Annotated in this window: 24 protein-coding genes; 13 read left to right on the top strand and 11 right to left on the bottom strand. The window is 63.4% G+C overall.

The annotated features are described in order from the left end of the window. The first annotated feature begins 111 nt into the window (after positions 1-111). The 6 genes from LN996_RS01150 to LN996_RS01175 all read left to right on the top strand — a co-directional run bounded on the left by LN996_RS01150 (position 112) and on the right by LN996_RS01175 (position 6,923). Positions 112-1,125, top strand: coding sequence for a hydroxyacid dehydrogenase (locus LN996_RS01150; RefSeq protein ID WP_231338368.1), 1,014 nt, complete (start codon positions 112-114; stop codon positions 1,123-1,125). 61 nt (positions 1,126-1,186) lie between these two features. Next, positions 1,187-2,467 carry an ABC transporter substrate-binding protein gene (locus tag LN996_RS01155; protein ID WP_231338369.1) on the top strand — a complete coding sequence of 427 codons (1,281 nt, stop codon included), beginning with the start codon at positions 1,187-1,189 and terminating at the stop codon, positions 2,465-2,467. A gap of 114 nt (positions 2,468-2,581) precedes the next feature. Beyond that, positions 2,582-3,508, top strand: coding sequence for a carbohydrate ABC transporter permease (locus LN996_RS01160; RefSeq protein ID WP_089596338.1), 927 nt, complete (start codon positions 2,582-2,584; stop codon positions 3,506-3,508). Further along, a complete protein-coding gene (locus tag LN996_RS01165) occupies positions 3,508-4,449 on the top strand; it encodes a carbohydrate ABC transporter permease (protein WP_231338370.1) in 942 nt (313 codons plus the stop codon). The genes LN996_RS01160 and LN996_RS01165 overlap by 1 nt, the downstream gene beginning before the upstream one ends. Positions 4,450-4,454: 5 nt before the next feature. Next, the gene (locus LN996_RS01170) at positions 4,455-5,153 is read left to right on the top strand and encodes a DUF624 domain-containing protein (protein WP_231338371.1); all 699 of its coding nucleotides are present in this window, start codon (positions 4,455-4,457) and stop codon (positions 5,151-5,153) included. A gap of 18 nt (positions 5,154-5,171) precedes the next feature. Then, positions 5,172-6,923, top strand: a complete 1,752-nt coding sequence (locus LN996_RS01175) for a beta-galactosidase family protein (protein WP_231338372.1) — start codon at positions 5,172-5,174, stop codon at positions 6,921-6,923. Between the two features lie 217 nt (positions 6,924-7,140). Here the strand turns inward: LN996_RS01175 and LN996_RS01180 are convergent, their stop codons facing one another. The 3 genes from LN996_RS01180 to LN996_RS01190 all read right to left on the bottom strand — a co-directional run bounded on the left by LN996_RS01180 (position 7,141) and on the right by LN996_RS01190 (position 10,361). Next, positions 7,141-7,482 carry a hypothetical protein gene (locus LN996_RS01180; protein WP_231338373.1) on the bottom strand — a complete coding sequence of 114 codons (342 nt, stop codon included), beginning with the start codon at positions 7,480-7,482 and terminating at the stop codon, positions 7,141-7,143. 102 nt (positions 7,483-7,584) lie between these two features. Then, complete coding sequence (locus tag LN996_RS01185; protein ID WP_231338374.1) at positions 7,585-9,303, bottom strand: amidase; 1,719 nt, start codon at positions 9,301-9,303, stop codon at positions 7,585-7,587. Beyond that, entirely contained in the window at positions 9,303-10,361 is a 1,059-nt protein-coding gene (locus LN996_RS01190; RefSeq protein WP_231338375.1) for an agmatine/peptidylarginine deiminase, read from the bottom strand. The genes LN996_RS01185 and LN996_RS01190 overlap by 1 nt, the downstream gene beginning before the upstream one ends. Before the next feature lie 83 nt (positions 10,362-10,444). Here LN996_RS01190 and LN996_RS01195 point away from each other — a divergent pair, with 83 nt between their 5' ends. Next, complete coding sequence (locus LN996_RS01195) at positions 10,445-11,080, top strand: TetR/AcrR family transcriptional regulator (RefSeq protein ID WP_231338376.1); 636 nt, start codon at positions 10,445-10,447, stop codon at positions 11,078-11,080. A gap of 17 nt (positions 11,081-11,097) precedes the next feature. Here LN996_RS01195 and LN996_RS01200 read toward each other — a convergent pair whose 3' ends face one another. Next, positions 11,098-12,084: a LacI family DNA-binding transcriptional regulator gene (locus tag LN996_RS01200; protein ID WP_231338377.1), complete on the bottom strand. Its 987-nt coding sequence runs from the start codon at positions 12,082-12,084 to the stop codon at positions 11,098-11,100. 165 nt (positions 12,085-12,249) lie between these two features. On the opposite strand from LN996_RS01200, the gene LN996_RS01205 reads away from it, so the two are divergent. From LN996_RS01205 to LN996_RS01225, 5 genes are all read left to right on the top strand, one after another. After that, positions 12,250-12,465: a hypothetical protein gene (locus tag LN996_RS01205; protein WP_231338378.1), complete on the top strand. Its 216-nt coding sequence runs from the start codon at positions 12,250-12,252 to the stop codon at positions 12,463-12,465. Then, positions 12,462-13,967 (top strand): sodium:solute symporter, encoded by a 1,506-nt coding sequence (locus LN996_RS01210; protein ID WP_231338379.1) that lies wholly within the window; start codon positions 12,462-12,464, stop codon positions 13,965-13,967. Before LN996_RS01205 ends, LN996_RS01210 begins: the two co-directional genes overlap by 4 nt. Beyond that, entirely contained in the window at positions 13,964-15,568 is a 1,605-nt protein-coding gene (locus LN996_RS01215) for an amidohydrolase (protein WP_231338380.1), read from the top strand. Before LN996_RS01210 ends, LN996_RS01215 begins: the two co-directional genes overlap by 4 nt. 56 nt (positions 15,569-15,624) lie before the next feature. Beyond that, positions 15,625-16,275: a hypothetical protein gene (locus LN996_RS01220; protein WP_231338381.1), complete on the top strand. Its 651-nt coding sequence runs from the start codon at positions 15,625-15,627 to the stop codon at positions 16,273-16,275. Positions 16,276-16,361: 86 nt separating this feature from the next. Next, the gene (locus LN996_RS01225; protein WP_231338382.1) at positions 16,362-16,787 is read left to right on the top strand and encodes a hypothetical protein; all 426 of its coding nucleotides are present in this window, start codon (positions 16,362-16,364) and stop codon (positions 16,785-16,787) included. Between the two features lie 53 nt (positions 16,788-16,840). On the opposite strand, the gene LN996_RS01230 is transcribed toward LN996_RS01225, so the two are convergent. Then, entirely contained in the window at positions 16,841-17,167 is a 327-nt protein-coding gene (locus tag LN996_RS01230) for a DUF3040 domain-containing protein (protein ID WP_231338441.1), read from the bottom strand. Positions 17,168-17,397: 230 nt separating this feature from the next. On the opposite strand from LN996_RS01230, the gene LN996_RS01235 reads away from it, so the two are divergent. Next, positions 17,398-17,799: a hypothetical protein gene (locus LN996_RS01235; RefSeq protein ID WP_231338383.1), complete on the top strand. Its 402-nt coding sequence runs from the start codon at positions 17,398-17,400 to the stop codon at positions 17,797-17,799. Positions 17,800-17,808: 9 nt separating this feature from the next. Here the strand turns inward: LN996_RS01235 and LN996_RS01240 are convergent, their stop codons facing one another. The 6 genes from LN996_RS01240 to LN996_RS01265 form a co-directional block, all read right to left on the bottom strand. Next, the gene (locus tag LN996_RS01240; protein ID WP_231338384.1) at positions 17,809-18,228 is read right to left on the bottom strand and encodes a heat shock protein transcriptional repressor HspR; all 420 of its coding nucleotides are present in this window, start codon (positions 18,226-18,228) and stop codon (positions 17,809-17,811) included. 10 nt (positions 18,229-18,238) lie between these two features. Continuing rightward, positions 18,239-19,219 (bottom strand): DnaJ C-terminal domain-containing protein, encoded by a 981-nt coding sequence (locus tag LN996_RS01245; RefSeq protein ID WP_231338385.1) that lies wholly within the window; start codon positions 19,217-19,219, stop codon positions 18,239-18,241. Positions 19,220-19,495: 276 nt separating this feature from the next. Beyond that, positions 19,496-20,155: a nucleotide exchange factor GrpE gene (locus LN996_RS01250; RefSeq protein ID WP_231338386.1), complete on the bottom strand. Its 660-nt coding sequence runs from the start codon at positions 20,153-20,155 to the stop codon at positions 19,496-19,498. A gap of 2 nt (positions 20,156-20,157) precedes the next feature. Then, entirely contained in the window at positions 20,158-22,023 is a 1,866-nt protein-coding gene (gene dnaK, locus LN996_RS01255) for a molecular chaperone DnaK (RefSeq protein WP_231338387.1), read from the bottom strand. Between the two features lie 356 nt (positions 22,024-22,379). Further along, on the bottom strand, positions 22,380-22,610 hold the full coding sequence (locus tag LN996_RS01260) for a hypothetical protein (RefSeq protein ID WP_024818250.1): 231 nt from the start codon (positions 22,608-22,610) through the stop codon (positions 22,380-22,382). A gap of 3 nt (positions 22,611-22,613) precedes the next feature. Beyond that, the gene (locus LN996_RS01265) at positions 22,614-23,420 is read right to left on the bottom strand and encodes a hypothetical protein (RefSeq protein WP_231338388.1); all 807 of its coding nucleotides are present in this window, start codon (positions 23,418-23,420) and stop codon (positions 22,614-22,616) included. Positions 23,421-23,479 lie beyond the last annotated feature (59 nt).

The raw sequence follows: 23,479 nt of genomic DNA on the forward strand, positions 1-23,479 counted from the left end.
TTGAGTTGAATGAACTGTCTTGTTTATGAGTATGTACTGATTATTAGATGTGATGCAACACATAAATCACGGTCGAACAGACCAACGAAATCCGAAGGGAGGATCCCCTCAATGTCGCTCAAGCCCCAGGCACTGCTGGTCATGAATAGCGGAACCTTTGCTGACCAGTTCGATTCCACGCGACTGGAGCGGCTGGCTGGACTGGTCGATCTTGGTGACGAACCCTGGACGGATTCCCTGGACGCCCCCGAGCTTGCGGGCCGCTTGGAAGAGGTGGAAATCCTCCTTACCAGCTGGGGGGTTCCGCAGCTCAATGCAGAGCGTCTGGAGCGCATGCCCAAGCTCCGGGCGGTCTTCCACTGTGCAGGTACAGTGCGCAGCTTCGTGAGCGAAGAACTCTGGGATCGCGGCATTACAGTGACCAACGGCGCCGACGCCAACGCCATCCCGGTCGCCGAATTCACGTTCGCGTCGATCGTCCTGGCAGGCAAAAAGGCCCATGTACTGGCCAACGATGCCCGCACCTTCCGCGCTGACTGGAGCTACATCGGAGATCGCGGCGAACTGGGCAACATCGGCCGCGTAGTGGGCGTCATCGGCTTTTCCCGGATTGGACGTCGGGTGGTTCACCTGGTCCAGCAACTCCAGGACGTGACGTGCCTGGTCAGCGATCCCTACGCCGATCCTCTTGAGGTGGCGGCTGCGGGCGGCACATTGGTCACGCTCGAAGAACTCCTGCCGGTCTCGGACGTGGTCACCATCCACGCCCCTGCGCTGCCGGAAACCCGCAACATGATCAGCACGGCAGAGCTCAGCGCCATGAAGGACCACGCAACGCTCATCAACACTGCACGCGGCTCATTGATTGACACGGCGGCCCTCGAGAAAGAGTGCGCCACCGGACGAATCACAGCCCTGTTGGACGTCACGGAGCCCGAGCCGCTGCCGGCAGAGTCCACGCTGTACGACCTCCCCAATGTGATCCTCACACCGCATATCGCCGGCTCACTCGGAACTGAAACCCGGCGGATGTCCGATGCCGCACTGGACGATCTCGAACGGTACCTCGCCGGCAAGGACCTCCAGGCCCAAGTAGTCCACGCGGACCTCGGCCTCAGCGCCTAGCCCCGTCAAACCCACAGCCGCAGCCGCGGCAGACTTAAGAACCCCCACTAAGGAGAACGCAATGAAGCGCACAACCCTCGCCGCAATCGCCCTTGCGGTGACTGCAGGGCTTGGACTCACTGGCTGTGCAGGCGCAGCCGGTCCGGCCGAACAACCGGCAGCCAACGGAAAGACCAAGCTGACCGTCTCGGTCTGGAACTACGAAGGCACCCCCGAGTTCAAGGCCCTCTTCGACGGCTACGAGGCCGCCAACCCCACCGTGGACATTGAACCCGTGGACATCCTGGCTGATGACTACCCGCAGAAGGTGACCACCATGCTTGCCGGTGGCGACACCACTGACGTCCTCACCATGAAGAACGTGATCGACTACTCCCGCTACGCCAATAACGGCCAGCTTCAGGAGATCAACAGCGTGGTGGACAAGGTGGGCAAGGACAACCTCGCCGGCCTGGACGCCTTCGACATGGACGGCAAATACTTCGCGGCTCCCTACCGCCAGGACTTCTGGCTCCTGTACTACAACAAGGACCTGTTCAAGGCTGCCGGTATCGAAGAGCCCAAGGACCTGACGTGGGAGAAGTACACGGAGATCGCCAAGAAACTCACCACCGAAGCTGAAGGCAAGAAGGTCTACGGCACCTACCACCACATCTGGCGTTCCGTGGTCCAGGCCATCGCAGCGGCCCAGAACGGTGCTGACCAGAACAGCGGCGACTACGGCTTCATGGAGGACCAGTACAACACCGCCTTGGACCTCCAGAAGTCCGGCACCACCCTGGACTTCGGCACCGCCAAGAGCCAGAAGACCAGCTACCGCACCATGTTCGAGACCGGCCAGGCTGCCATGATGCCCATGGGCACCTGGTACACGGCAGGCATCCTGCAGGCCAAGAAGGACGGCAAGACCAACGTCAACTGGGGCCTGGCTCCACTGCCGCAGAAGAACGACGACGGCAAGGTCACCACGTTCGGTTCGCCCACGGCCTTCGCCGTGAACAAGAACGCCACCCACTCCGATGAGGCCAAGAAGTTCATCGAGTGGGCTGCCGGTGAAGAGGGCGCCAAGGCCATCTCCAAGATCGGTGTCGTCCCTGCCCTGCAAAACGAGTCAGTCACCGCCGAGTACTTCAAGCTGGACGGCCTGCCTACCGACGAGCTCTCCAAGAAGGCTTTCGCCCCGGATCAGACCGCCCTGGAAATGCCCGTCAGCGACAAGTCTGCCGCTACGGACAAGATCCTCAACCAGGAGCACGACCTCATCATGGTCGGCGAGCGCTCCGTCACTGATGGCATCGCAGAGATGGGCAAGCGCGTCACCAGCGAAGTCCTGGGCAAGTAAGGCCAGGCAAGCATCTGGTTCCGGTGCTGCGTCCCTGGACGCCGCACCGGAACTGGACCCGAATTCTCCGGATCCTGAAATGGAGGAACGCCCCCGTCCCGGGGAGCGGTCATCATGACTACAGAAACAATCACCCAGGCGCCTGCCCCCGTGCACAGCCGCGGCAACAGGAAGCAAGCCAGGCGTAACACGCTGATCGGCTGGACGTTCATCCTTCCGAACTTCCTTGGCTTCCTGGCCTTCACCCTCATTCCAGTCGTGGCCGCTTTCGCGCTCTCCTTCATGGAATGGACCTCGTTCAGCGCTCCCAAGTGGGTTGGCCTGGCCAACTTCGAGCGGATGTTCGCGTCCGACTCCTTCTGGATCGCGCTGCGGAACACCTTGGTCTACGCCTTGGGCCACGTCCCGCTCACCATGGCACTCGCGCTCATCCTGGCGATGCTGCTGAACCGCAAGCTCAAGGGCATCGGTTTCTTCCGGGTAGCCATCTTCTTCCCCTACATCACCTCCTTGGTGGCTGTCGCCGTCGTCTGGAACATGCTGTTCAGCCCCGACAGCGGCCCCATCAACCAGTTCCTCGGCGCCATCGGTATCGCCAACCCGCCGGGCTGGACGTCCAGTTCCGACTGGGCCATGCCGGCTGTCATCATCACCAGCGTGTGGCGGGACATGGGCTACTACATGGTCCTGTACTTGGCCGGCCTGCAGGCGATCCCCACCGAGCTGTACGAAGCCGCCGAAGTTGACGGCGCCAGTGCTTGGCAGCGTTTCTGGAACGTCACCATCCCATCGCTGCGTCCCACCACGTTCTTTGTGGTGGTCATGCTGACGGTCTCCAGCTTCAAGGTGTTCGACCTGATCGTGGTCATGACCAACGGTGGCCCCGGACGTTCCACCACAGTGCTGTCCCAGCTGATCTACCAGGAGGGCATCGGCGAAGGTAAGTTCGGCTACTCCTCGGCCATTTCGCTGGTCCTGTTCATCATCGTGCTGACGGTTACCGTCCTGCAGTTCAAGATCCAACAGCGGAGGGAACGCTGATGACCAACATGGCCGAAGACCTCAAAGCCACTCACGTGACGGACGCAGCAGCGTTCCCGGACGGGGCACCTACTGCGGAAGACCGCCGTCGAACCGACCGCAAACGCTCCCCGCGCGAACAGAAGAAGCGGACCGCGAACATCGTGATCTACGGTGTGCTGGTGGTCCTGGTGGCGGCGCTCATGGTGCCGTTCATCTGGATGCTTTCCTCGTCGTTGAAGGAGAACAACCAAGTCCTTACCGTTCCCATCCAGTGGATTCCGCAGGAGTTCGTGTGGAGCAACTACACGGACATCTGGACCCGCATCCCCATGATGGGCTACCTGCAGAATTCGTTGTACCTTGCCGTAATCATCACCTGTCTGCAGGTCCTCACGGGCTCGCTGGCCGCCTACGGCTTCTCGAAGGTCCGCTTCCCGGGCCGCGATGTCCTGTTCCTGGCCTACATCGGCACCATTGCTGTTCCGTGGCAGGCCTACATGGTGCCGCAGTACATCATGATGCAGAACCTTGGCCTCACCAACAGCTTCAACGCGTTGATTCTCCTGCAGGCATTCGGTGCCTTCGGCGTGTTCCTGATGCGCCAGTACTACATGACCATCCCGGACGAACTCTGCGAAGCGGCCCGCATCGATGGCCTGAGCGAATACGGCATCTGGGCACGCGTCATCCTGCCACTGTCCAAGCCCGCCCTCGCCAGCCTGGCGTTGCTCACGTTCGTGAACACGTGGAACGACTACATGGGTCCGTTCATCTACCTCACGTCCAACCGCCTCTGGACCGTCCAACTGGGCCTGCGGTCCTTCGTGGGCCAGTTCGACGCTGAGTACGCCATGATCATGACCGGCTCCGTGATCTCCGTGATCCCGATCCTCATCATCTTCCTCATCGGCCAGCGTTACTTCATCCAAGGCATCGCGACGAGCGGAATGAAAGGATGAGTAGTGTGAGCGCTAAACCGCGGCGATGGGCCGGGCCAGGATTTGAAACCTTCGGGAGCATTTTCGGGTTCATTTACACCTTCCTGGCCGGCAACGCACTGCTCGCCGTGGCCAACGCGCCGCTGGTCCTCAGCCTCTCCCTGGTGGCCGACCCCGCCGCTGCGTGGCCGTTCTTCCTGGCCCTCTCGGTCACCATCGCACCGTCGCTCGCCGGCATCTTCGCCGCGTTCAAGGCATTGAACGACGACGGCGGCGCGGTCAAGCCGGTGGCCGCTTTCCTTCGGGGATACAAGCGCAGTTTCGCGAAAGCCGCACTGCTCGGCGTGGGTGCCGTGGCCCTGCTGATGTTCCTTGGCGTGGACCTTGCCGTCCTCCAGAACAATGTCCAGACCATTCCAGGCGCCGCCCTGCTGGTGCCGCTGATCGTCGTAGCGGCCGCCGTGACGGTGAGCCTTACCGTCACGGCGATTGCCGGCGTCGTACTTCTGCCTGAGGCGAAGCTGAAAAGCGTCCTCAAGGCTTCGCTTTATCTGGTGGCGCAGCGCTGGTACCTCAGCCTGGCCATGCTGGTCCTGCTGGGGATCATCGTGTCCGCCGCCGTGATGCAGCCGGTGCTGGGTATCGCGTTGGCGCCGGCACCGCTGCTGTTCGTGACCTGGAGCAATGCCTCGTACGCTTTCCACGCCGTGCTGCGTTCCGCGTAGACCCTGTTAGGACCTTTCTTGAGCAACTTCGCAATCGGCGATCAGGACTTCCTCCTGGACGATCAGCCGTTCCGCATCCTCTCCGGAGCCATCCACTACTTCCGGGTTCACCCCGACCTGTGGGCCGACCGGATCCATAAGGCCCGGCTGATGGGGTTGAACACCATCGAGACGTATGTGCCGTGGAATGAGCACTCGCCCGAGCCGGGTGTCTTTTTGGCCGACGGCGGGCTGGATCTTGGGCGCTTCCTGGACCTGGTGGCCGCTTCCGGGATGCACGCCATTGTCCGGCCCGGCCCCTACATTTGCGCCGAGTGGGACAACGGAGGGTTGCCCGCGTGGCTGTTCACCGACCCCACTGTGGGCGTCCGCAGCAGCGAACCCGGCTACTTGGCGGCTGTCTCTTCCTACATGGAGTCCGTGCTGGCTTTGGTGGTGCCCCGGCAGATCACGCGGGGCGGTCCGGTGATCATGTTCCAGATTGAGAACGAGTACGGCGCCTACGGGAACGACAAGGAGTACCTGCAGCATCTGGTGGACCTGTCCAAGCGCTCGGGTGTTGATGTTCCGCTGTTCACCTGCGACCAGCCGTTCGGGACCATGATCGAGGACGGTTCATTGCCCGAACTGCATAAGACCGGGACGTTTGGTTCACGTTCCCTTGAGCGGCTTGGGTTTTTGCGGGAGCGGCAGCCCACGGGACCGCTGATGTGCGCCGAGTTCTGGAACGGCTGGTTCGACAACTGGGGAACGCACCACCACACCACCGACGCCGCTGCTTCCGCCGCCGAACTGGATGCCCTGCTCACTGCCGGGGCTTCAGTGAACATCTACATGTTCCACGGCGGGACGAACTTCGGCTTCACCAACGGCGCTAACGACAAGGGCATTTACGAGCCCACCATCACGTCCTATGACTATGACGCTCCCCTCTCTGAGGACGGGTACCCGACGGCCAAGTACTTCGCGTTCCGGGACGTGATCGCCAAGCACTTCCCGGTTCCTTCTGAGGTGCCTGCCGTGAGGGTTCCGGTTCCCGCTTCTTCGCTCACTGTGTCCGAATCCGTATCCTTGCTGGATGTTCCGGTTGCCACGCAGCTGGTTCCTGGCTCCGTTCCACCTGTGGAAATCACTGGCCAGTACCGGGGCTTCTACCTCTATGAGAAGTCCTTGGAAACCGGTGGCGTCCTGTCCTTTGCTGAAATCCGGGACCGCGCGCAGTTCTTCCTGGATGGAGTGCCCGTCGGTGTCCTGAGCCGGGAATTGGGTGAGCTCTCTGTTGCCATCCCCGCTGGTGGCCGCTTGCAGGTTCTCCTGGAGGATCAAGGCCGGGTGAACTACGGGCAGAGGATCGGCGAGGCCAAGGGGTTGATGGGGCCCGCGCTGCTGAACGGCGTGGAGGTACTGGACTGGGTGGTCGGCGCTGTTGACTTGGCTTCGCTTGATGCGTTCCGATCAGCAGCGGCTGACCTGCCGCCCGGTGTCGTCTCCGCCGGCGTAGCTGGTCCGTCGGTTTCGTTCGCGACCTTCGACGCCGATGGCCCCGGGGATAGATTCATTCGTTTGGACGGCTGGACCAAGGGAAATGCCTTCATCAACGGCTTCAACCTGGGCCGTTACTGGAGCCGCGGACCACAGCGCACGCTGTACGTTCCCGGTCCCCTGATCCGCAAAGGCGCCAACGAGCTCGCCATCCTGGAACTGCATGGAAGCGCGACGCGCGAGGTAAGTTTCGCCGTCGAGCCTGACCTGGGCCCCGACGAAAAGTAGCCCTCTCTCACCTAATGCGCCCTTGGCGCGGACCGTCTCTCACCTCCAGCGCCCATCCCCCAAACCCTCTATCACTTGCTTGAAAGAAGGGAGAGAGGGCCCGGCATAAACGGCCCAACGGTGAGAGAGGGTCGATCGGGGGACGCGAAAAGGGACCGGTTCTTCAACCGGTCCCTTCTGCGAGTTCAGCGACTGCGTGTTCAGCGCGCGGGCGTCATTAGCCGCGGCAGAGCTCGCCGTACTTGGTGCCTGCTTCCTGATAGGCAGCGCCGAGCTCGCCCAGCTTTGCTTCATCCGGGGTTTCCTTGGCCTGCTCATCCAGGAACTCCAGGATGGCCGTGACAACCGGCTTCATGTCGGTGGAAGCCACGGGCTCGATAGGCCGGATTGCGTTGGCCACGCGGATGGTGGCGGTCTTGCTCGCGTTCTGGGGAATGCCGGCTGCGGCGACGCCAACGCGGTCACAGGTTTCCGCGGTGGTCAGCTGCTGCTGGGCGGAACAAGCGGATGCCGAGGCGATGAGCCCGGCGGCGATCAGGACAGTGGTGAGTTTCTTCATGATTCCCTCAGTGGTCGACGTCCCTTTGATTGTAATCAGAGCCGGGGCCCAGCAACGCATTAGGTCCGGCTTGCCCGCCATCGAATCCGCCGTCGAATCCCTTTACAGCGCCGGCGTCCGGGGCGGAGCCGTGCGCCGCGAACCCGTTGCTTCGAAGGCGGCAGCCAGCGTCAGCAGTGCCGTGTCGTCGTAGGCGCGGCCTGCGAAAGTGAGGCCCACGGGCATGCCGATATCCGCCATCGTTCCCATCGGCACGGTGACCGTGGGGATGCCCAAGTGCCTCGGGGCGAGGTTGCCGTTGGCCACCCACACACCGTTGCGCCAACCGAGGTCCGCGGAGGCCGGGTTGACGTCCATGTCGGCAGGTCCGACGTCGGCCGCTGCCGGGAACAGGACCGCGTCCAGTCCGAGCCCGTCCATCCAGTCCTCCAGGTCAACGCGCCGGGTCTCCTCCAGGCCGCGCACTCCGCCTTCCAGCTCGGGGATCTCGGTGAATCGGGAGACACCGTACTCACGGACCTGCCGGGGATAGCCGGAAATATGGTCGTCGAATCCGGTGTAACGGTCCGCCAGCGCGCCCTTCGGGTGCGGGAAGATCCTAGCGCCGTCCACGTCGGCCAGCCGGTTAAGGGAGGGATCACCGTTGGCCTGCAGAAAGTCGTCCCATGCCCAGGCCGACAGGTCCTCGATCTCACGCTTGAGGTACTCGGAGCTGACCAGGCCGCGGGTGGCGATGGTGGGCGCGCCGGGTCGGTCGCCTTCATAGTTGGAGACCACAGGGAAGTCCACCAGCACAACTTCAGCCCCGGCAGCTTCAAGGTCGCCCTTCGCGGCCTCCCACAGGGCTATCACCGAAGCCCGCGTCTCAATGCGTTGCCCGGTGGGCCCGCCGATCCCCGGCTGCTCGCTGGTCCCGGCGTCCGGGTCTGCGTTGATATACATGCGCGGCACACCGAAGCGCTTGCCCCGCAAAGCCAGCCCTCCGCCGTCGACCGTTTCCGGAGACAGCGCAACATACGACTCCGGCCGGACCTCGGACGACTTCGGGAGCTGAACCCAAGGCTGCGCCCGCCAGAAGTCGCCGCGCGTCTCTGCGTCGTCGGCCACGATCACGTCCAGCAGTTCCAGCATGTCGGCCATCGTGCGCGTGTGCGGCACCACGACGTCCATGGTGGGAACCAGCGGCCAGTTTCCGCGCACCGAGATGACGCCGCGCGAGGGCGTGTAAGCGCACAAAGCATTGTTCGACGCCGGTGCGCGGCCACTTGACCATGTCTCCTCACCAAGGCCGAAGGCTCCGAAGCTGGCCGCTGTCGCGGTGCCGGAACCGTTGGAGGAGCCGGAGCCGAAAGCCGCCGTCAGGAACTCTGCGTTATAGGGGCTCTCGGCGCGCCCGTACACACCACGCTGCATGCCGCCGTTGGCCATGGGCGGCATGTTGGTCAGGCCAATCAGCACCGCCCCGGCATCGCGGAGCCGCTCGATGGTGAACGCATCACGCTGCGCCACCAGATGCTCAAAAGCGGGCGAACCTGCCGCGGCAGTGAGTCCCTTGGCCAGGTAACTGTCCTTGGCCGTGTACGGGATGCCGTCCAAGGGACCCCTCACAGCGCCCTGGGCCCGGCGTTCGTCCGAGGCCCGAGCATCCGCCATCGCATCGGGGTTCATGACCACCATTGAGTTGAGCTTGATGCCGTTGCGGTCGAAGGCCTCGATGCGGTCAAGGTACGCCTGGGTCAGTTCCTCGCTGGTCACCTCGCCCGACTCAAGTGCCCCGCGCAGTTGCGCGATGGATGCCTCAACGACGTCGAAGCGGGCCATTACGCGGCACCTCCGGTGAACGGCGCTCCGCTGAGACGCGGCTGCTGCTGGGTGATGCAGTGGATACCGCCACCGCGGGCCAGGATGGGCCGGGCGTCCACAGTGACCACGCGGCGGCCAGGGTAAGCCTCAGCCAAAATTTCTGCCGCAAGGGAATCAGCACGTTCTTCTCCATAGCCGCAGGCGATCACGCCGCCATTAACCACCAAGTGGTTGACGTAGCTCCAGTCCACAAAGCCGTCGTCGTCGCGCAGCGTTTCCGGAGCCGGCAGCGGCACAATCTCGAACGGCTTGTCCGCCGCATCTGTCTGGGTTTCCAGGAATGCCTGGAGCGTGCGGCTGACCTCGTAGTCCGGGTGCTCGGGGTTGGTCTGGGAGTGCAGCAGGATACGGCCGGGAGTGGGGAGGGTGGCCACCATGTCGATGTGACCGCGCGTGCCCAGGTCCTCATAGTCGCGGGTCAGTCCCCGGGGTACCCAAATGACCTTGGTGGCTCCGATGGTGCGGGCCAGTTCGGCTTCGACCGCCGCTTTGTCGGCATAGGGATTCCGGCCCGGATCCAGCTGGACCGTTTCGGTGATCAGCACAGTTCCTTCGCCGTCCACGTGGATGGCGCCGCCCTCGTTGACCAGCAGCGAGCTGACCAGTTCGGCGCCCGACTGCTCCGCGACGAAGCGGGCCATTCCGGCGCTCTTCTGCCATTCAGACCACGCCGGGGCACCCCACCCGTTGAAGATCCAGTCCACAGCGCCGAGCACGCCGGGACGTTCGTCGTCCAGCACAAAGGTGGGTCCGACGTCGCGCATCCAGAACTCATCCAACGGCGCCTCAACCTGTTCGATTCCGTTGCCCAGCATGCGGGCAGCGCGCTCGCGCTCGCTCGGGTCCACCACCATGGTGACAGGTTCGAATTCGGCCACGGCATGGGCGACGGCGGTCCAGGCCTCGTAGGCCTCTTCGGCCGAGGCGGCGTCGTCGCCAAGGGTCAGGCCGGTGCGGGGAAACGCCATCCAGGTGCGTTCATGCGGTGCGGTTTCGGCCGGCATTCTCCAAGCCATGGGTGACTCCTTCGTCCTTAGTGCAATTCTCTTGTTGATCACACGATCAACAATGCTGAAAAGGTAATCTAGACTGGTCCTTGATGTCAAGCACTCCACAGAAGCGCGCGGTCCGGAAGTCACCGGCAGAACGCGCCGCAGAAATCACTGAAGCCGCCCGCGGGATCGCACTCGAGACGGGTCTCACAGCCCTGACGCTGCGCAATGTAGCCGCCCGGGTGGGGGTCGCTTCAGGCTTGGTGGCGCACTATCAGCCCAACATGGAAGCGCTCGTCTCCAGCACGTTCGCCACCATCGTGGCCGCGGAAACACAGGAAATCGCAGGCTTGTTGAGTCAGCTCCCCGGCCCGTCCGAGCGGCTCAGCTTGCTGGTGGACACGCTCCTGGACAACAGCAGGCTGGACGTCACGGCCATTTGGGTTGAAGCGTGGACGCTGGGACGCCGCAACGAAGCCCTGGCCGCGTCCGTCCGCGAACAAATGGACGCCTGGCAAAAGGTCTTCCAGGGAGTCGTGGAAGACGGGAACGCGACCGGAGCATTCAACGTTTCCGATGCCGCCGCCGTAGCCTGGCAGATCCTCGGCATGGTGGATGGCCTGAACGCGCAGGCCCTGGTCCGCTGGGACGGCGTCAACGACCGCGGCAGCCACCTCGCCCGCGCGGTGGAGGGAATGGTGGGGGCGGCTCCAGGATCCCTCGTCGCCAATCCCGCCCAGTAAGCGGTGCCGGGCTTCGCTCAGCGCGCCAGGTGCACGCTGGCCCCTTCGAACCAACGATGAACAGGCGGGGCGTCAGGATCCTGGATGATGGCGTCCAAAAGTTCCGTGGCAGCCTTCCCGTAAGCACGCGGCGCCAGGTCAATTGAGCTGATCAGCGGATTGCCGGTTTCCAACGCGGCCGCACCGGCAAAGGAGACCACATCCAAGTCCTTGCCCAGTGACAGGCCCCGGCTTTCCAGGACAATCTGACTTTGCGCAGCCTGTCCTTGCGCACCGCACACCAGCGCATCGGCACGGCCAATGTCCACGGCTTGGGTGATGGCGGCTATCAGATCCCGCGGATTGGCATTGGCCCCGACCTCATGAACGAGCGGCTCCATGCCATTCCGAATGCACCAGTCGGTGTAAGTCCGGCGGGTATCGACAGCCCAGGATGATCCAATGGCGTCGTCAATGGCGAGCAGCGCCGGACGTCGCCGGCCCCGGGCCAGCAGGTGGTCCAGCACCTGGGTCTGCAGTTCTGCGTGATGGGCTTCCAAGGTTCCTTGCACCCGCTCCTCGCCAGGACCGCCGTAGCGGCCGACACTCACCGTCGGGATGCCACTGGCAAGGAGAGCAGCCACAAGCGGCTCCCCCGGGGCGGGGTCGATGGCTATCACCCCATCCACCTGAAAAGCCATGCGCGGCGTGAGTTCGCGGGCAAAAAGGGTGACGTCGTAGTCAGCGGCAGCAGCGCCTTCCGTGACGCCAAAGGCGAAGTCCATGTAGAAGGCGAGGCTTCGGGCCACCGGAGGAATGTGGAGGCCGATAGTACCGATCCGGTTGACGCGCAGGCTGCGGGCGGCTCGATTGGTGACGTAGCCAAGGCGGTCAGCGGTTTCCTGGATCAGCTCGCGCTTCTCATCGGAGATACGGCCGGAGCCGCCCAATGCGCTGGACACTGTGGTCTTGGACAGGCCGAGCTCGCGCGCGATGTCCATGATGGTTGCCCGGGTTCTCGCCATGACCTCATCCTAGGCGGCGCCCGGGCGACGCCGCTTCCCGGATCTTGGGGAAGCCCTTGACATCAACCCTGTGACGTCCCACACTTTTATTTGCGGGAACGTTCCCGCACATCGTCTCCTTCGCTTACATCCGGCCAACGACGCCCGGAGGAATGGATCCCCCCAATGTCCCAAGCTGTCCTGACTTCGGACCGCCGAAGCCACCTACGCAGGACGATCTTCGTGGTCGATATCCTGCTCCTGCTTGCCCCACCCGTGCACTGGTTGTTCAGCGATGGCCAAGCCACCATTTGGTACTTCCTCGTAGCCAACGCGCTGGTGACCTTGTCACTCTTCGGCCTGTGGATGACGCGGGATGCTGACGACGAGGAAACGCCATGAACATGCTGATCGGTTACGGCGCCATCCTTCTGTTCACCGTGCTGGTGGTGGTTGTCATGAGCCGCGGCAGGCGCGTGGACAAATCCATGAGCGAATACGCCACCGGTGGCCGCTCCTTCAGTTCCTGGTTCGGCACGATGGCGTTCCTCAACACCTGGCTTGCCGGCACGATGTTCATTTCCTTTGCCGGGTTGACTGCCAGTGCCGGTGCCATCGGCTTCTACTCCTTGTCCTATTCACTGCTCAGCGTGGTGCTGATGTTCTTCCTCGGCACACCTGTGAACAAGTGGGGCCGGATCCACGATCTGCGGACCCAGGCAGACCTGCTTGGCCTGAGGTACAACTCGCGCTCGGTACGGGTCATCGCAGCGCTCATCGGCGTCCTTGCCTCAATTCCGTGGGTCGTCCTGGGCATGCAGTCCCTTGGCCTCGTCTTCTCCACGCTGTCCTTCGGGCAGGTCTCCCCCTACGTCGCCGTGGTGATTGGTGTGCTCTTCATCGCCGCACGCCAGATCTGGACCGTCAAGCTTGGCACCCGCGGGCTCATCATCAGCGACATGGTTCAAGGGATTTTTGCCTACGGCGTCGGCTTCCTGGTGATCCTCGGACTCATGGTGTGGCTCATCACCAACGGTCACGGGTTCAACGAGGTTTCGCCCAGCTTGCTCCAACTTCCCGGTCCCGGCAGCGCCGCGGGCCCGTTCTACCTGTTCTCCCTGATTTTTACGGGCATGATGGGCGCTTGGTGCTGGCCGGACCTGTTTGTCCGGATGTTCAGCGTCAAGACCCCGAAGACGGTCCAGAAGTCCGCCGTCCAGGCAGCACCGATCATGTTCCTGTTCTCTGCCGCGCTCACCACAGTGTGCCTGCTGGCCACCAGCATCCCGAGTGTTTCCGACGCACCCGATACTGTGTGGTTCATCCTGGCTGGAGTCGGCGGAGTGGGCATGGTTGCCATTGCCGGCGTGTGTGTTGTGGCCGCCACCATGGGCAACGTGGGAGCCAATCTGCAGGCCGTGGGAACGCAGCTGGCCAACGACGTGATCGGCGTTCACAAGCATGAGCGGATTGAGTCCGCGAAGGGTGCAAAGATCGCCGTCGCTGCCATCACGCTCATCTCCGCCGGCGCCGCGCTTCTGATGGCAAACCAGGTCTCCGGCCTGATCGTGGTGGCCTTCGTGTCCTACCAGGCCATCTGCCAGCTGGCGCCCACGCTCCTGCTCGGCATCTTCTGGCGCCGGGGCACTGCTGCCGCAGCCAACGCCGCGATGGTCTCGGGGATCCTGGTGGCAGCCGTCCTGGAACTCATGTACCCAAGCCCCCTTTCGATTCCATGGCTGGGTGGGCTGACCTCCGGAGTGGCCGGCTTGATGGTCAACCTGGCCGTCTACCTGCTGGTCTCCGTCCTCAAGCCGGCTCCCACCGCAGAACAGGCGCGCGTAGACGCGCTGTTCGCGGGCCTGAAGAAGAAAGAACCCATGAGCGAAGGAGCACTGACGTGACGGTCGCAGACACCATCGTCCTGGCACAACGAATCCACACCCTGGACCCGGAAACGCCAACCGCCACCGCCCTTGCGATCAAAGACGGCCTGATTGCCGCCGTCGGGAGTCCTGCGGACGTTGAGCCGTTCCGTGGAACCGGCACCGTGATCCGCGACTACGGCGACGCCACAATTGTCCCTGGCCTGAACGACAGCCATACACATGTGGTTTTTGGCCTGGACCTGGCCCGTGGCTTGCAGTTGACGGACTTCGGCCCCCTGTCAGAGGTCCAACGGATCATCGGAGACGCCGCCGCGGTTGCCGGCCCGGGTGAGTGGGTGATCGGTTGGGGCCTGGACCCTAATCTGTTCACCGGCATCAGTTTCAGCGGCCGCCTTTTCGACCAGGCCACCGGTTCCGTGCCGATGTTCCTGCGAATGCGCGACGGCCACTCGGCGATCGTCAATTCTGCGGCCTTGGCCGCGGCTGGGATAACGGGGCCAGTGGACTTTCCGGACGAGTCGCTGATAGACGTCGACGACGACGGCACCCCCACCGGCTACCTCGTCGAGTTCAGTGCCATGGACCTGGTGACGAAAGTCCTCCCGCAGGAGAGCTTCGAAATCCGCGTCGAAAGGCTGGGCGAACTGCTGAACGGGATGGCCGCCGTCGGAATCACCTCCACGCATGTCATGGACTACGCCGAAGGGTCGGGGGAACTTGCCTCCCAGCTTGAGGCCACAGGCGAGCTCCCGATCCGGCTGCGCTTCTCCCCCATGGTCAATGCCGGCGCATCATTGCACGAGCTTGAGGAAGCTGCCGCATTGCAGGGCACGGGCGGCAGGAGATGGCGAGTGGAAGGCGTGAAGTTCTTCATCGACGGCACCATCGACAACGGCTCGGCATGGCTGGAACAACCTGATGCCTACGGCGAGAACCATGAATCGGTGTGGACCGACCCCGAGGACTTCCAGAAAGCGCTGAGGTTCTTTGTGGAGCGCGGCATTCCCACGGCCACGCATGCCATCGGGGACCAGGGGGTTAGGTACGTTCTCGAAGGGCTGGAGGCTGCCGGGGACGCGCGGTATTTGGCTGCTCACAGGATCGAGCACATCGAGACCATCCCCGACGATCTGGTGGCCCGCTTCGCCGAACTCGGCGTCGCAGCCAGCATGCAGCCGGTCCATGGGACCCACCACACCCGTGCAGACCGCACGGACAACTGGTCCGTACGGCTGGGTGGCGAGCGGGCCGCCCGCGGCTGGCGGTGCCGGGATCTGCGGGAGGCTGGAGTGACCTTGGCCCTCGGCTCCGACTGGCCCATCACGCCTTACGATCCCCGGGCCATGATGGCTGATTCCATCCTGCGCCGGCCGGTTGAGCGGCCGGACGTTGAGCCGGTCCAACCGGCGCAGGCCCTCACTGCGCTGATGGCCTTGGAAGGCTATACCAGCCACGCCGCAGCCGCTGCCGGCCTGGCTGCGGAAACGGGCACCATCAGTGTTGGGAAGTTGGCCGACCTCACGGTTTTCGAGCAGGATCCACTGCTGGTCACGCCTGAAGAGCTAGCCAGGACGTCCGTTGTGGCGACTTTCGTGGAGGGGGTACCTTCACGCTAGCTGGTGGCAGGGTGCCCGTCTTCGGGACCGCGGCACCCTGCCCTAGGCTGGAGTCCATGGCGATCATTCACAAGGCAACCCTGTCCCCGTCCAAGCTCGAACTCATCGCTGACTACTTGCCGAAGCAACCCTGGTTCATCCAGGACGGCACCCCGGAACTCATCGGCGCCTACCGTTTTGACGATCCCGCTGGAGAAGTGGGTATCGAGACCCACGTCGTCACCGCCGGCGAGCGCATCTACCAGGTTCCCCTCAGCTACCGCGGCTTCGAGCTGGCCGGTGCCGAGGACTGGCTCATAGGCACCATGGATCACTCGGTCCTGGGCAAGCGCTATGTCTACGACGCCTGCGCCGACCCCATTTACGTCAAAGCCCTCGCTACAGCCATCTTGACCGGCCAGGAAGAGGCGGAACTGATCGTCGACGGCGAGCCGGAACCGCGGCCCAGTACGGTCACGGTGAAAGGCAGCGGAAAGCTCGACGGCGGTGTTCCCACCTTGAGTGCCTCGGCGCCGGTATCGGGCAGCGGCGTGACGATCATCGACGCGGGCGAGCTGCGGTTGAAAGTGGCGCGGGTCCTGGATGTGGCCGCGGACGCTTCTGCCAGCACCGCGGCAGCTCCTGAGCTCCACAACCAGTTGACCCTCAATGGCCAGTGGGCCGGCCTGGAGAACCCGGTGGAGTTGGCGGCAGTGGTCCGCGACTGACCCTACGACGCCGGGGCGCCCTGTTGGTCGCAGGGGCTCCGGCGTAGGCTGGCAAACGGGGCCATCTACTCCGATAGGGGTGCACCATGTACAAACCACAGAACATCATTCCCGCCGTGCAGGATCTTGCACGGGAGTGGGTGACGCATGCGGCGGACGGCACATCGTCCCAAGCTGATGCGGTGGTGAAGTGGGCGTTGACCCGGATCGATCACGCTGACGTCCCGGCCGTGGTTCACGGTGTCATGCTCACGCTGACCGGCAACAAGAAAGCGGCCAAGGACGCCCAACGGACCGCTGCCAGCGCTGTCAAGAGGACCACCCAGGCCCTGAAGCGCAAGAGCCCACAGCGTGCTCCACGCCTGTCCGGGTGGCTTGTCGGCCTCCTCGTTGGGGCAGTGGTTGGCGCGGGCGCAGTCCTGGCGTGGCGCATGATGATGCCCCCGGGCGAGCCGGAACCCGTGAAGCAGCCGGAGACTCCGATCCAGCCTCCCGTACCCCCGGTTCCCTAAGAAGCGTCCGTCTCACCGGCGTCGGGGGCCGCGCCCGCGGTGCCGTATTCCCATTAAGGTGCCGGTTCGCCGTCGTGCCGTCCGATCCGGCGCCATCCGATCCGCACCCGGAGCGAAGACCCGGCAAGAAGCCAGTAGGCCCCGGCGCTGGCCAGCAGGAAACCCACGACACCCAGGACTACCAACTGGGTGATAATCCCGGCGATCACCATGACGAAGCCGGACAGAACAGCCAGGCCGCCAAGAATTGTGCGGGCCGTTGCTCCGCGTGGGCGGCCAGTCTTCAGTTCAGAGGCGAGCCCGGGATCCGTTGACGCGAGTTCCTGCTCCAGCTCTTCCAAGCTCCTGCGTTCTTCTTCGGACAACGACACCGGAATCATCCTCACGATGCTCAGGTCATCAGCACGAGCGCTGCTTGCCGTGCCATGCCTTCATTATCTTCCCGTTTCACCCATCTAGCCACAGGTACAACCGGCGCTGGACGGCTAGGTGGTTTCGGCGGACGCGGCGCGCGGCTTACCAAGGGTTCTAAGGATGCTTACGATGGAGGGGCGGGTTGCGGCCCGCAGATGCACGGACCACCGAACGCCGACTGGAAAGTTGAACTCCCATGGCACGACGAAGCTCCAAAAAGGCAGCAAACCTGATCGGAACCAGTTCCAAACGGCGCGGACCAGGACGCGCCATCTGGCTCATCGCAGCGGGTTTGGCGGCTGGCATAGCCGGCGGCGCGTTCGCCTTCCGGATGCTGGCGCCGCAGGCTTCCCCGACGCCGGAACCCTTAGCGACCGAACAGCCCGACGAGATTCTTGTCCGGGAGGAACCAGTGGAGATTTCCACGAGGATGCGCCCCGGCGAGTGGACCGAAGAGTCGTTGCAGGAGCACCTCGAGAATTACAAGCAGCAGATCCGGGATATGGGTGCAACGGACTCGCAGATCGTGGTCAACGTGGAGCGCACCGAGGGGGGAGCTGCCCGCGTGGTGGTGAGTTGGGACCGCAGCCGGGACTAGCTCGAGGAATTAATCCCCGCGGGGCCTCCACACCACAACAGCCTGCGACCTCGCCCGGGGCCGCTGCCCGCGTGCCAGGCTGACGACGTCGCCGGCCGCGCCTGCAGCGAAGATGCGCGCGCCGGCCGGTGTGCGGCGGCGGGTCAGTTCTTCCGTCAGCTCAGCCACCCGGTACTGGAGCGCGGCGACCTGGTTTTCAAGGTCAAGGATTCGCTTGATGCCCTCAAGGGAGACGCCTGACTGCGAGAGGCGCTGGACCTCCCGCAGCTTGTTGACGTCGTTCTGCGAGTAGCGGCGGGACTTGCCGGGCGCACGGCTGGGCGAGACGATGCCCAAGCGGTCGTACTGGCGCAACGTCTGCGGATGCATGTCGGCAAGCTCCGCGGCTACGGAGATGACAAAGATCGGCTGGTTGACGTCGATGCCCATGACCGCCTCCTTACAACCGGGCCTTCGCGGCCAGGTCGTGACGCGGGTTGGCGTCAGTGGTGGCAGCAGCGAAGGCCTTCACGGCTTCCTCCGCTTCCTTGCTCAGGTTTTGGGGAACCGCGACGTCGATAGTCACCAACAGGTCGCCGGTCGCCTTGGACGTTTTCACGCCGCGGCCCTTGACCCGGAGGGTGCGACCCGACGGTGTTCCGGCCGGGACGCGCACCTTGACGGTGTCGCCGTCGAGCGTTGGAACCTCAATGGTGGCGCCAAGCGCCGCCTCAGCGAACGTGACCGGCACGTGGATGCGGATGTTGTCGCCGTCGCGGTGGAAGAAGTCGTGCGGCTTCACGTTCACCGTGATGATGAGGTCGCCGTTTCCGGCCGGGCCAACATTGCCCTTGCCGCGCTGACGGACTTTCTGCCCGTCCTTGATGCCGGCGGGGATCTTGACGTCGATGACGTTGCCATTGCTTTCTCGCAGGCTCACGGTGGTGCCCTTGATGGAACCGGCAAACGAGATGGACGTCGTCGCGGTCCGGTCCGAGCCCTTCTGCGGAGCCCGTTGGAACCCGGTCTGGTTGCCACCGCCAAAGCCGCCACCAAACAGGTCAGCGAACTCCGGAGGGATACCGCCGCCTGCAGGCTGACGCGCCCCGGGCCCGCCACCAAACAAGCCACCGAACAGGTCCTCAAACCCACCGTTGGCTCCAGCACCACCACGTCCAGCGCCCGCACCCGGAGCAAACCGGGCACCACCCATGGCACGGATGGCGTCATACTGCTGCCGGTCCTCAGGACTCGACAACACCGAGTATGCCTCGGAAATGTCCTTGAACTTCTTCTCCGCGGCAGCATCCCCAGCGTTGGTATCCGGGTGGTACTGCCGGGCGAGCTTGCGGTAAGCCTTCTTAATATCCGCGTCGGACGCGTCCTTGGCGATACCAAGGATCGCGTAAAAATCCTTTTCAACCCAGTCCTGGCTGGCCAAGAGCGTTTCCTTTCAAATCAATAAATAAGCACCTGCGTCCACCCACCTTAGGCGAGCCGACCGCCGGAGCGGAGCGAGACAAGGGGCCCGGGAGTGGCTTCGGGCCTACCGGAGCGGGGGGGGGGGGGGGGGGGGGGGGGGGGGGGGGGGGGCGCGGGCGGGCGGCGGGGGGGGGGGGGGGGGGGGGGCGTGTGGGGGGGGGGGCGTTTTGGGTCTAGATTCTACCCCCCCGGGGGGGGGGGGGGGGGGCCCGTTGCCCCCGCTTCGCGGTGGAACCTACACCGGGACAGCCACGATGACCTGGGCTGCACGCAGGACCCGCTCACCGGAGCGGTATCCGGAGCGCAGCACCTGGCTGACCGTGTCAACCTCGATGTCCTCGCCGGGCTGCTGGATGAGTGCCTCGTGGATGGTGGGGTCGAATTCGACGCCCGTGTCCGCGATGCGTTCCAGTCCGTACGTCTTCAACGCGTTCTCCAGCTTGGTGGCGATGGCGGCGAAGGGGCCGCCATCGAGGTCACCGTGCTGGCGTGCGGCGTCGACGTCGTCCAGTACCGGGAGCAGGGAGTTGAGGACGCCGATGACGGCCATCTCTCCTGCTACGGCACGGTCGCGTTCGACGCGCTTGCGGTAGTTGACGTACTCGGCCTGAAGGCGGAGGAGGTCGTTGCGGAGCTCCGCTGCCTGGGCTTCAGCCGCGGCACCGGAGGCTACCGACTCTTCAGCCGGCACCTCTACCCCGTTGAGGATTTCCTCAGCCTGGGAGAGGGCGTCGCCGTCCGTGGGAGCGGCGTTGCCTTCGGTGGGAGCCGCAGCTTCGCTTTCAGGGTGACGGGCTGCGCCGGTCTCCGGGTCAACCTTGCGGTTGTCCCGAATCACGGGCTTGCGCGGCTCGTTGCCTTCAGAGTGCTCTGCTTCGTTGCCGTGGTGAGGCATGGCTACTTCTTCGCTTCGTCTTCGTCGATGATTTCGGCATCGACGATGTCTTCATCGTCCGCAGCCTTTTCACCGGCGGGAGCACCTTCTGCACCGGCACCCGGAGCGTCAGCTGCGGCGGCCTGCGAGTAGATGGCTTCGCCGAGCTTGGTCTGGGAAGCCTGGAGCTTCTCGAACGCAGTCTTCACGGCGGCGTCGTCGGTGCCTTCCAGCGCGGACTTGAGGGCGTCGACGTCGGCCTTGACCTCGGTCTTGACTTCCTCGGGCAGCTTGTCGTCGTTGTCGGCGATCAGCTTCTCGACGGAGTAGGCGAGCTGCTCAGCGGAGTTACGGGTGTCCGTAGCTTCGCGGCGGGCCTTGTCCTCAGCGGCGTGCTCTTCGGCTTCACGGACCATGCGGTCAATGTCGTCCTTGGAGAGCGCCGTGCCACCGGTGATGGTCATGGACTGTTCCGTACCGGTGCCCTTGTCCTTGGCGGACACGTGGACGATGCCGTTGGCGTCGATGTCGAAGGTGACCTCGACCTGCGGAACACCACGCGGTGCCGGGGCGATGCCGGTCAGTTCGAACGTGCCCAGCGGCTTGTTGTCGCGGGTGAACTCACGCTCGCCCTGGAAGACCTGGATAGCCACGGACGGCTGGTTGTCGTCAGCGGTGGTGAAGGTCTCGGAACGCTTGGTGGGGATAGCGGTGTTGCGCTCGATGAGGTGCGTCATGACGCCACCCTTGGTTTCGATGCCGAGGGACAGCGGGGTGACGTCGATGAGGAGGACGTCCTTGCGCTCGCCCTTCAGGACACCGGCCTGGAGTGCGGCGCCCACGGCCACAACTTCGTCCGGGTTGACGCCCTTGTTGGGCTCCTTGCCACCGGCGAGTTCCTTGACGAGCTCGGAGACCGCAGGCATACGGGTGGAGCCACCGACGAGGACGATGTGGTCGATGTCGGCAACCTTGATGCCAGCTTCTGCGATGACGTCCTGGAACGGCTTCTTGGTGCGGTCCAGCAGGTCCTTGGTGAGGTCCTGGAACTTGGCACGGGTCAGCTGCTCGTCCAGGTGGACCGGGCCGTCGGGGGTGACGGAGAGGTACTGGAGGGAGATGTTGGTGCTGGTGGAGGAGGACAGTTCCTTCTTGGCCTGCTCTGCAGCTTCACGCAAACGCTGGAGGGCGATCTTGTCCTTGGAGAGGTCGATGCCCTTGACCTTGAGCTGACTCAGGAGCCACTCGACGACGCGGTTGTCCCAGTCGTCGCCACCGAGGCGGTTGTCACCGGCGGTTGCGCGGACCTGGATGGTGGAGAAGTTGTCTTCGTCCTTGCCAACCTCGAGGAGGGAGACGTCGAAGGTTCCGCCACCGAGGTCGAAGACCAGGATGAGTTCGTCTTCTTTGCCCTTGTCCAGGCCGTAGGCCAGTGCCGCTGCGGTGGGCTCGTTGACGATGCGGAGGACGTTGAGGCCTGCGATTTCGCCGGCTTCCTTGGTGGACTGGCGCTCGGCGTCGTTGAAGTAGGCCGGAACGGTGATCACAGCGTCGGTGACCTTTTCGCCCAAGTAGCTCTCGGCGTCGTTCTTGAGCTTCATGAGGATACGCGCGGAGATTTCCTGCGGCGTGTACTTCTTGTCATCGATGGCGACGTTCCAGTCTGTGCCCATGTGGCGCTTGACGGAAGCGATGGTGCGGTCGATGTTGTTGACGGCCTGGCGCTTGGCGATTTCGCCGACCAGGACTTCGCCGGACTTGGAGAACGCAACGACCGACGGCGTGGTGCGGCCGCCTTCTGCGTTGGCGATGACGGTGGGCTCGCCACCTTCGAGAACAGAGACCACGGAGTTGGTGGTTCCGAGGTCGATACCTACTGCACGTGACATATCTTGTTTTCCTTTCAATGGCCGATGTTGGAGATTGCACCTGACAGCGGTCCGCTGGGCGGTCTACGTGCCGGAAGCCTGCTCAACAATCGGCTAGTTGAGCGTTCTGCACTCAACTGTACTCAGCCTCAGAATTAAGTCAATCCAAAGTTGAGTCAAGTGCGCTCAACTTTGTTTTTCGGGCATAGAGAAACCCCGGAATCACGCGGCTGGAGGGCTGGTTTCGCCCACGGTGAACTGGCAAGCCCAGGTCAGGTTGGCACTCGGGTTCAGAACGTTCTACATGAGCAGTGGAAACGAAAGAAGGACTCGGCCAGTCTCCTGACTGACCGAGTCCTTCCTCTACGAGGCGTGTTTCAGGCGCTTAAAGCGTGAACCTCTTTGCCTGTGAAGTAACGCGAATGAGTCTTCTGGACGGTCTCCAAAGAGTCGCTGTTCAGCGAGACAACTTCCCAGTCGTCGCTGGGGCGTAATTTCTCCAGTCGCAGACGCTCTAAGAGGGCTGCTTTATGACCATCGGCTCCAGGAAATGCCGTAACCAGCCGATCGCCGGTAATGCGGTTGTACTCGATAACATAGCCAGGCATGTCTCATTCCTTCCTAGTAAGCCGCATGGTATCAAACGAAGCTTTGAGGTTCGCCAGTCCTTCCAAGACGACATTCTCCGTCTCGTCCATGTCTCTTTCCGCTTGAGTGAATTCTCTCAGCTTGCGCTTGGACGGCTGTTTTTTGGCCTCTTCCAAGCTGCGAAGCGTGCGGACTTTGCTACGGCGCCGCTCAAGGGTAGAGAGGCCAGTGGTGGAGATGTCTTGTAGGTCAACGACGAACTGTTTCTCCCTGTCGTCCGTGGGCAACTCATCATATCGGATCCCCCTGCCCAGCACGTCTGCTGCTGCTTCGTAGGTGTTCGCCCATCGGCCTTGGAGGTGGGTTCTGATTTGGACTTCAACTCGCGCCGGGAGTTTTAGCCAGAGGTGAAGCGCACGGTATCCACTATGCGGACTGTCCCGCATGTCGCGACAGCACACCTGCAGATCGTGGCCGAACAGACCAGCGATAGCATTCGCCACCCCGTCCTGCTCATCAAGGGTCATTTCTGCTTCAAACCGCACACCAGCGACGTCCTGCACGCTTTGCAAGGGCGTCGAGTGGTCGCGCTGAAGCTTCTGCCGGAGGGTATCGATGGTCTTAGGGCGGGATGTGACCTCCGGTACGCGCTCACCAAGTAACGGAGTCCAATCCAACGCTTTGATCTTTGATTGGGTGTCAGCAGCTACGTCGTTGTAGTACACCATTACGGCGTCGTAGGTGGGGAGTGATTCGGGAATTGGCCGGGAGTCCCTGATGCAGATGCCCAATTTACGCAACTGATTGGTGGTCCACGGTAAGTCCGGCATTCTGTGATCATATGCGACCCGTCTGCCATGGACCGCCGCTGAACTGCAGGTGCCACCAC

Source organism: Arthrobacter sp. AK01, assembly GCF_021109375.1.
In the GTDB taxonomy this organism is placed as follows: domain Bacteria; phylum Actinomycetota; class Actinomycetes; order Actinomycetales; family Micrococcaceae; genus Arthrobacter.

Bases quoted from the DNA above. Each gene is read 5' to 3' on its own strand.
- LN996_RS01150 (WP_231338368.1), top strand. From the start codon at position 112: ATGTCGCTCAAGCCCCAGGCACTGCTGGTCATGAATAGCGGAACCTTT.
- LN996_RS01155 (WP_231338369.1), top strand. From the start codon at position 1,187: ATGAAGCGCACAACCCTCGCCGCAATCGCCCTTGCGGTGACTGCAGGG.
- LN996_RS01160 (WP_089596338.1), top strand. From the start codon at position 2,582: ATGACTACAGAAACAATCACCCAGGCGCCTGCCCCCGTGCACAGCCGC.
- LN996_RS01165 (WP_231338370.1), top strand. From the start codon at position 3,508: ATGACCAACATGGCCGAAGACCTCAAAGCCACTCACGTGACGGACGCA.
- LN996_RS01180 (WP_231338373.1), bottom strand. From the start codon at position 7,482: ATGAAGAAACTCACCACTGTCCTGATCGCCGCCGGGCTCATCGCCTCG.
- LN996_RS01185 (WP_231338374.1), bottom strand. From the start codon at position 9,303: ATGGCCCGCTTCGACGTCGTTGAGGCATCCATCGCGCAACTGCGCGGG.
- LN996_RS01190 (WP_231338375.1), bottom strand. From the start codon at position 10,361: ATGGCTTGGAGAATGCCGGCCGAAACCGCACCGCATGAACGCACCTGG.
- LN996_RS01195 (WP_231338376.1), top strand. From the start codon at position 10,445: ATGTCAAGCACTCCACAGAAGCGCGCGGTCCGGAAGTCACCGGCAGAA.
- LN996_RS01200 (WP_231338377.1), bottom strand. From the start codon at position 12,084: ATGGCGAGAACCCGGGCAACCATCATGGACATCGCGCGCGAGCTCGGC.
- LN996_RS01205 (WP_231338378.1), top strand. From the start codon at position 12,250: ATGTCCCAAGCTGTCCTGACTTCGGACCGCCGAAGCCACCTACGCAGG.
- LN996_RS01210 (WP_231338379.1), top strand. From the start codon at position 12,462: ATGAACATGCTGATCGGTTACGGCGCCATCCTTCTGTTCACCGTGCTG.
- LN996_RS01220 (WP_231338381.1), top strand. From the start codon at position 15,625: ATGGCGATCATTCACAAGGCAACCCTGTCCCCGTCCAAGCTCGAACTC.
- LN996_RS01225 (WP_231338382.1), top strand. From the start codon at position 16,362: ATGTACAAACCACAGAACATCATTCCCGCCGTGCAGGATCTTGCACGG.
- LN996_RS01230 (WP_231338441.1), bottom strand. From the start codon at position 17,167: ATGATTCCGGTGTCGTTGTCCGAAGAAGAACGCAGGAGCTTGGAAGAG.
- LN996_RS01235 (WP_231338383.1), top strand. From the start codon at position 17,398: ATGGCACGACGAAGCTCCAAAAAGGCAGCAAACCTGATCGGAACCAGT.
- LN996_RS01240 (WP_231338384.1), bottom strand. From the start codon at position 18,228: ATGGGCATCGACGTCAACCAGCCGATCTTTGTCATCTCCGTAGCCGCG.
- LN996_RS01250 (WP_231338386.1), bottom strand. From the start codon at position 20,155: ATGCCTCACCACGGCAACGAAGCAGAGCACTCTGAAGGCAACGAGCCG.
- dnaK (WP_231338387.1), bottom strand. From the start codon at position 22,023: ATGTCACGTGCAGTAGGTATCGACCTCGGAACCACCAACTCCGTGGTC.
- LN996_RS01260 (WP_024818250.1), bottom strand. From the start codon at position 22,610: ATGCCTGGCTATGTTATCGAGTACAACCGCATTACCGGCGATCGGCTG.
- LN996_RS01265 (WP_231338388.1), bottom strand. From the start codon at position 23,420: ATGCCGGACTTACCGTGGACCACCAATCAGTTGCGTAAATTGGGCATC.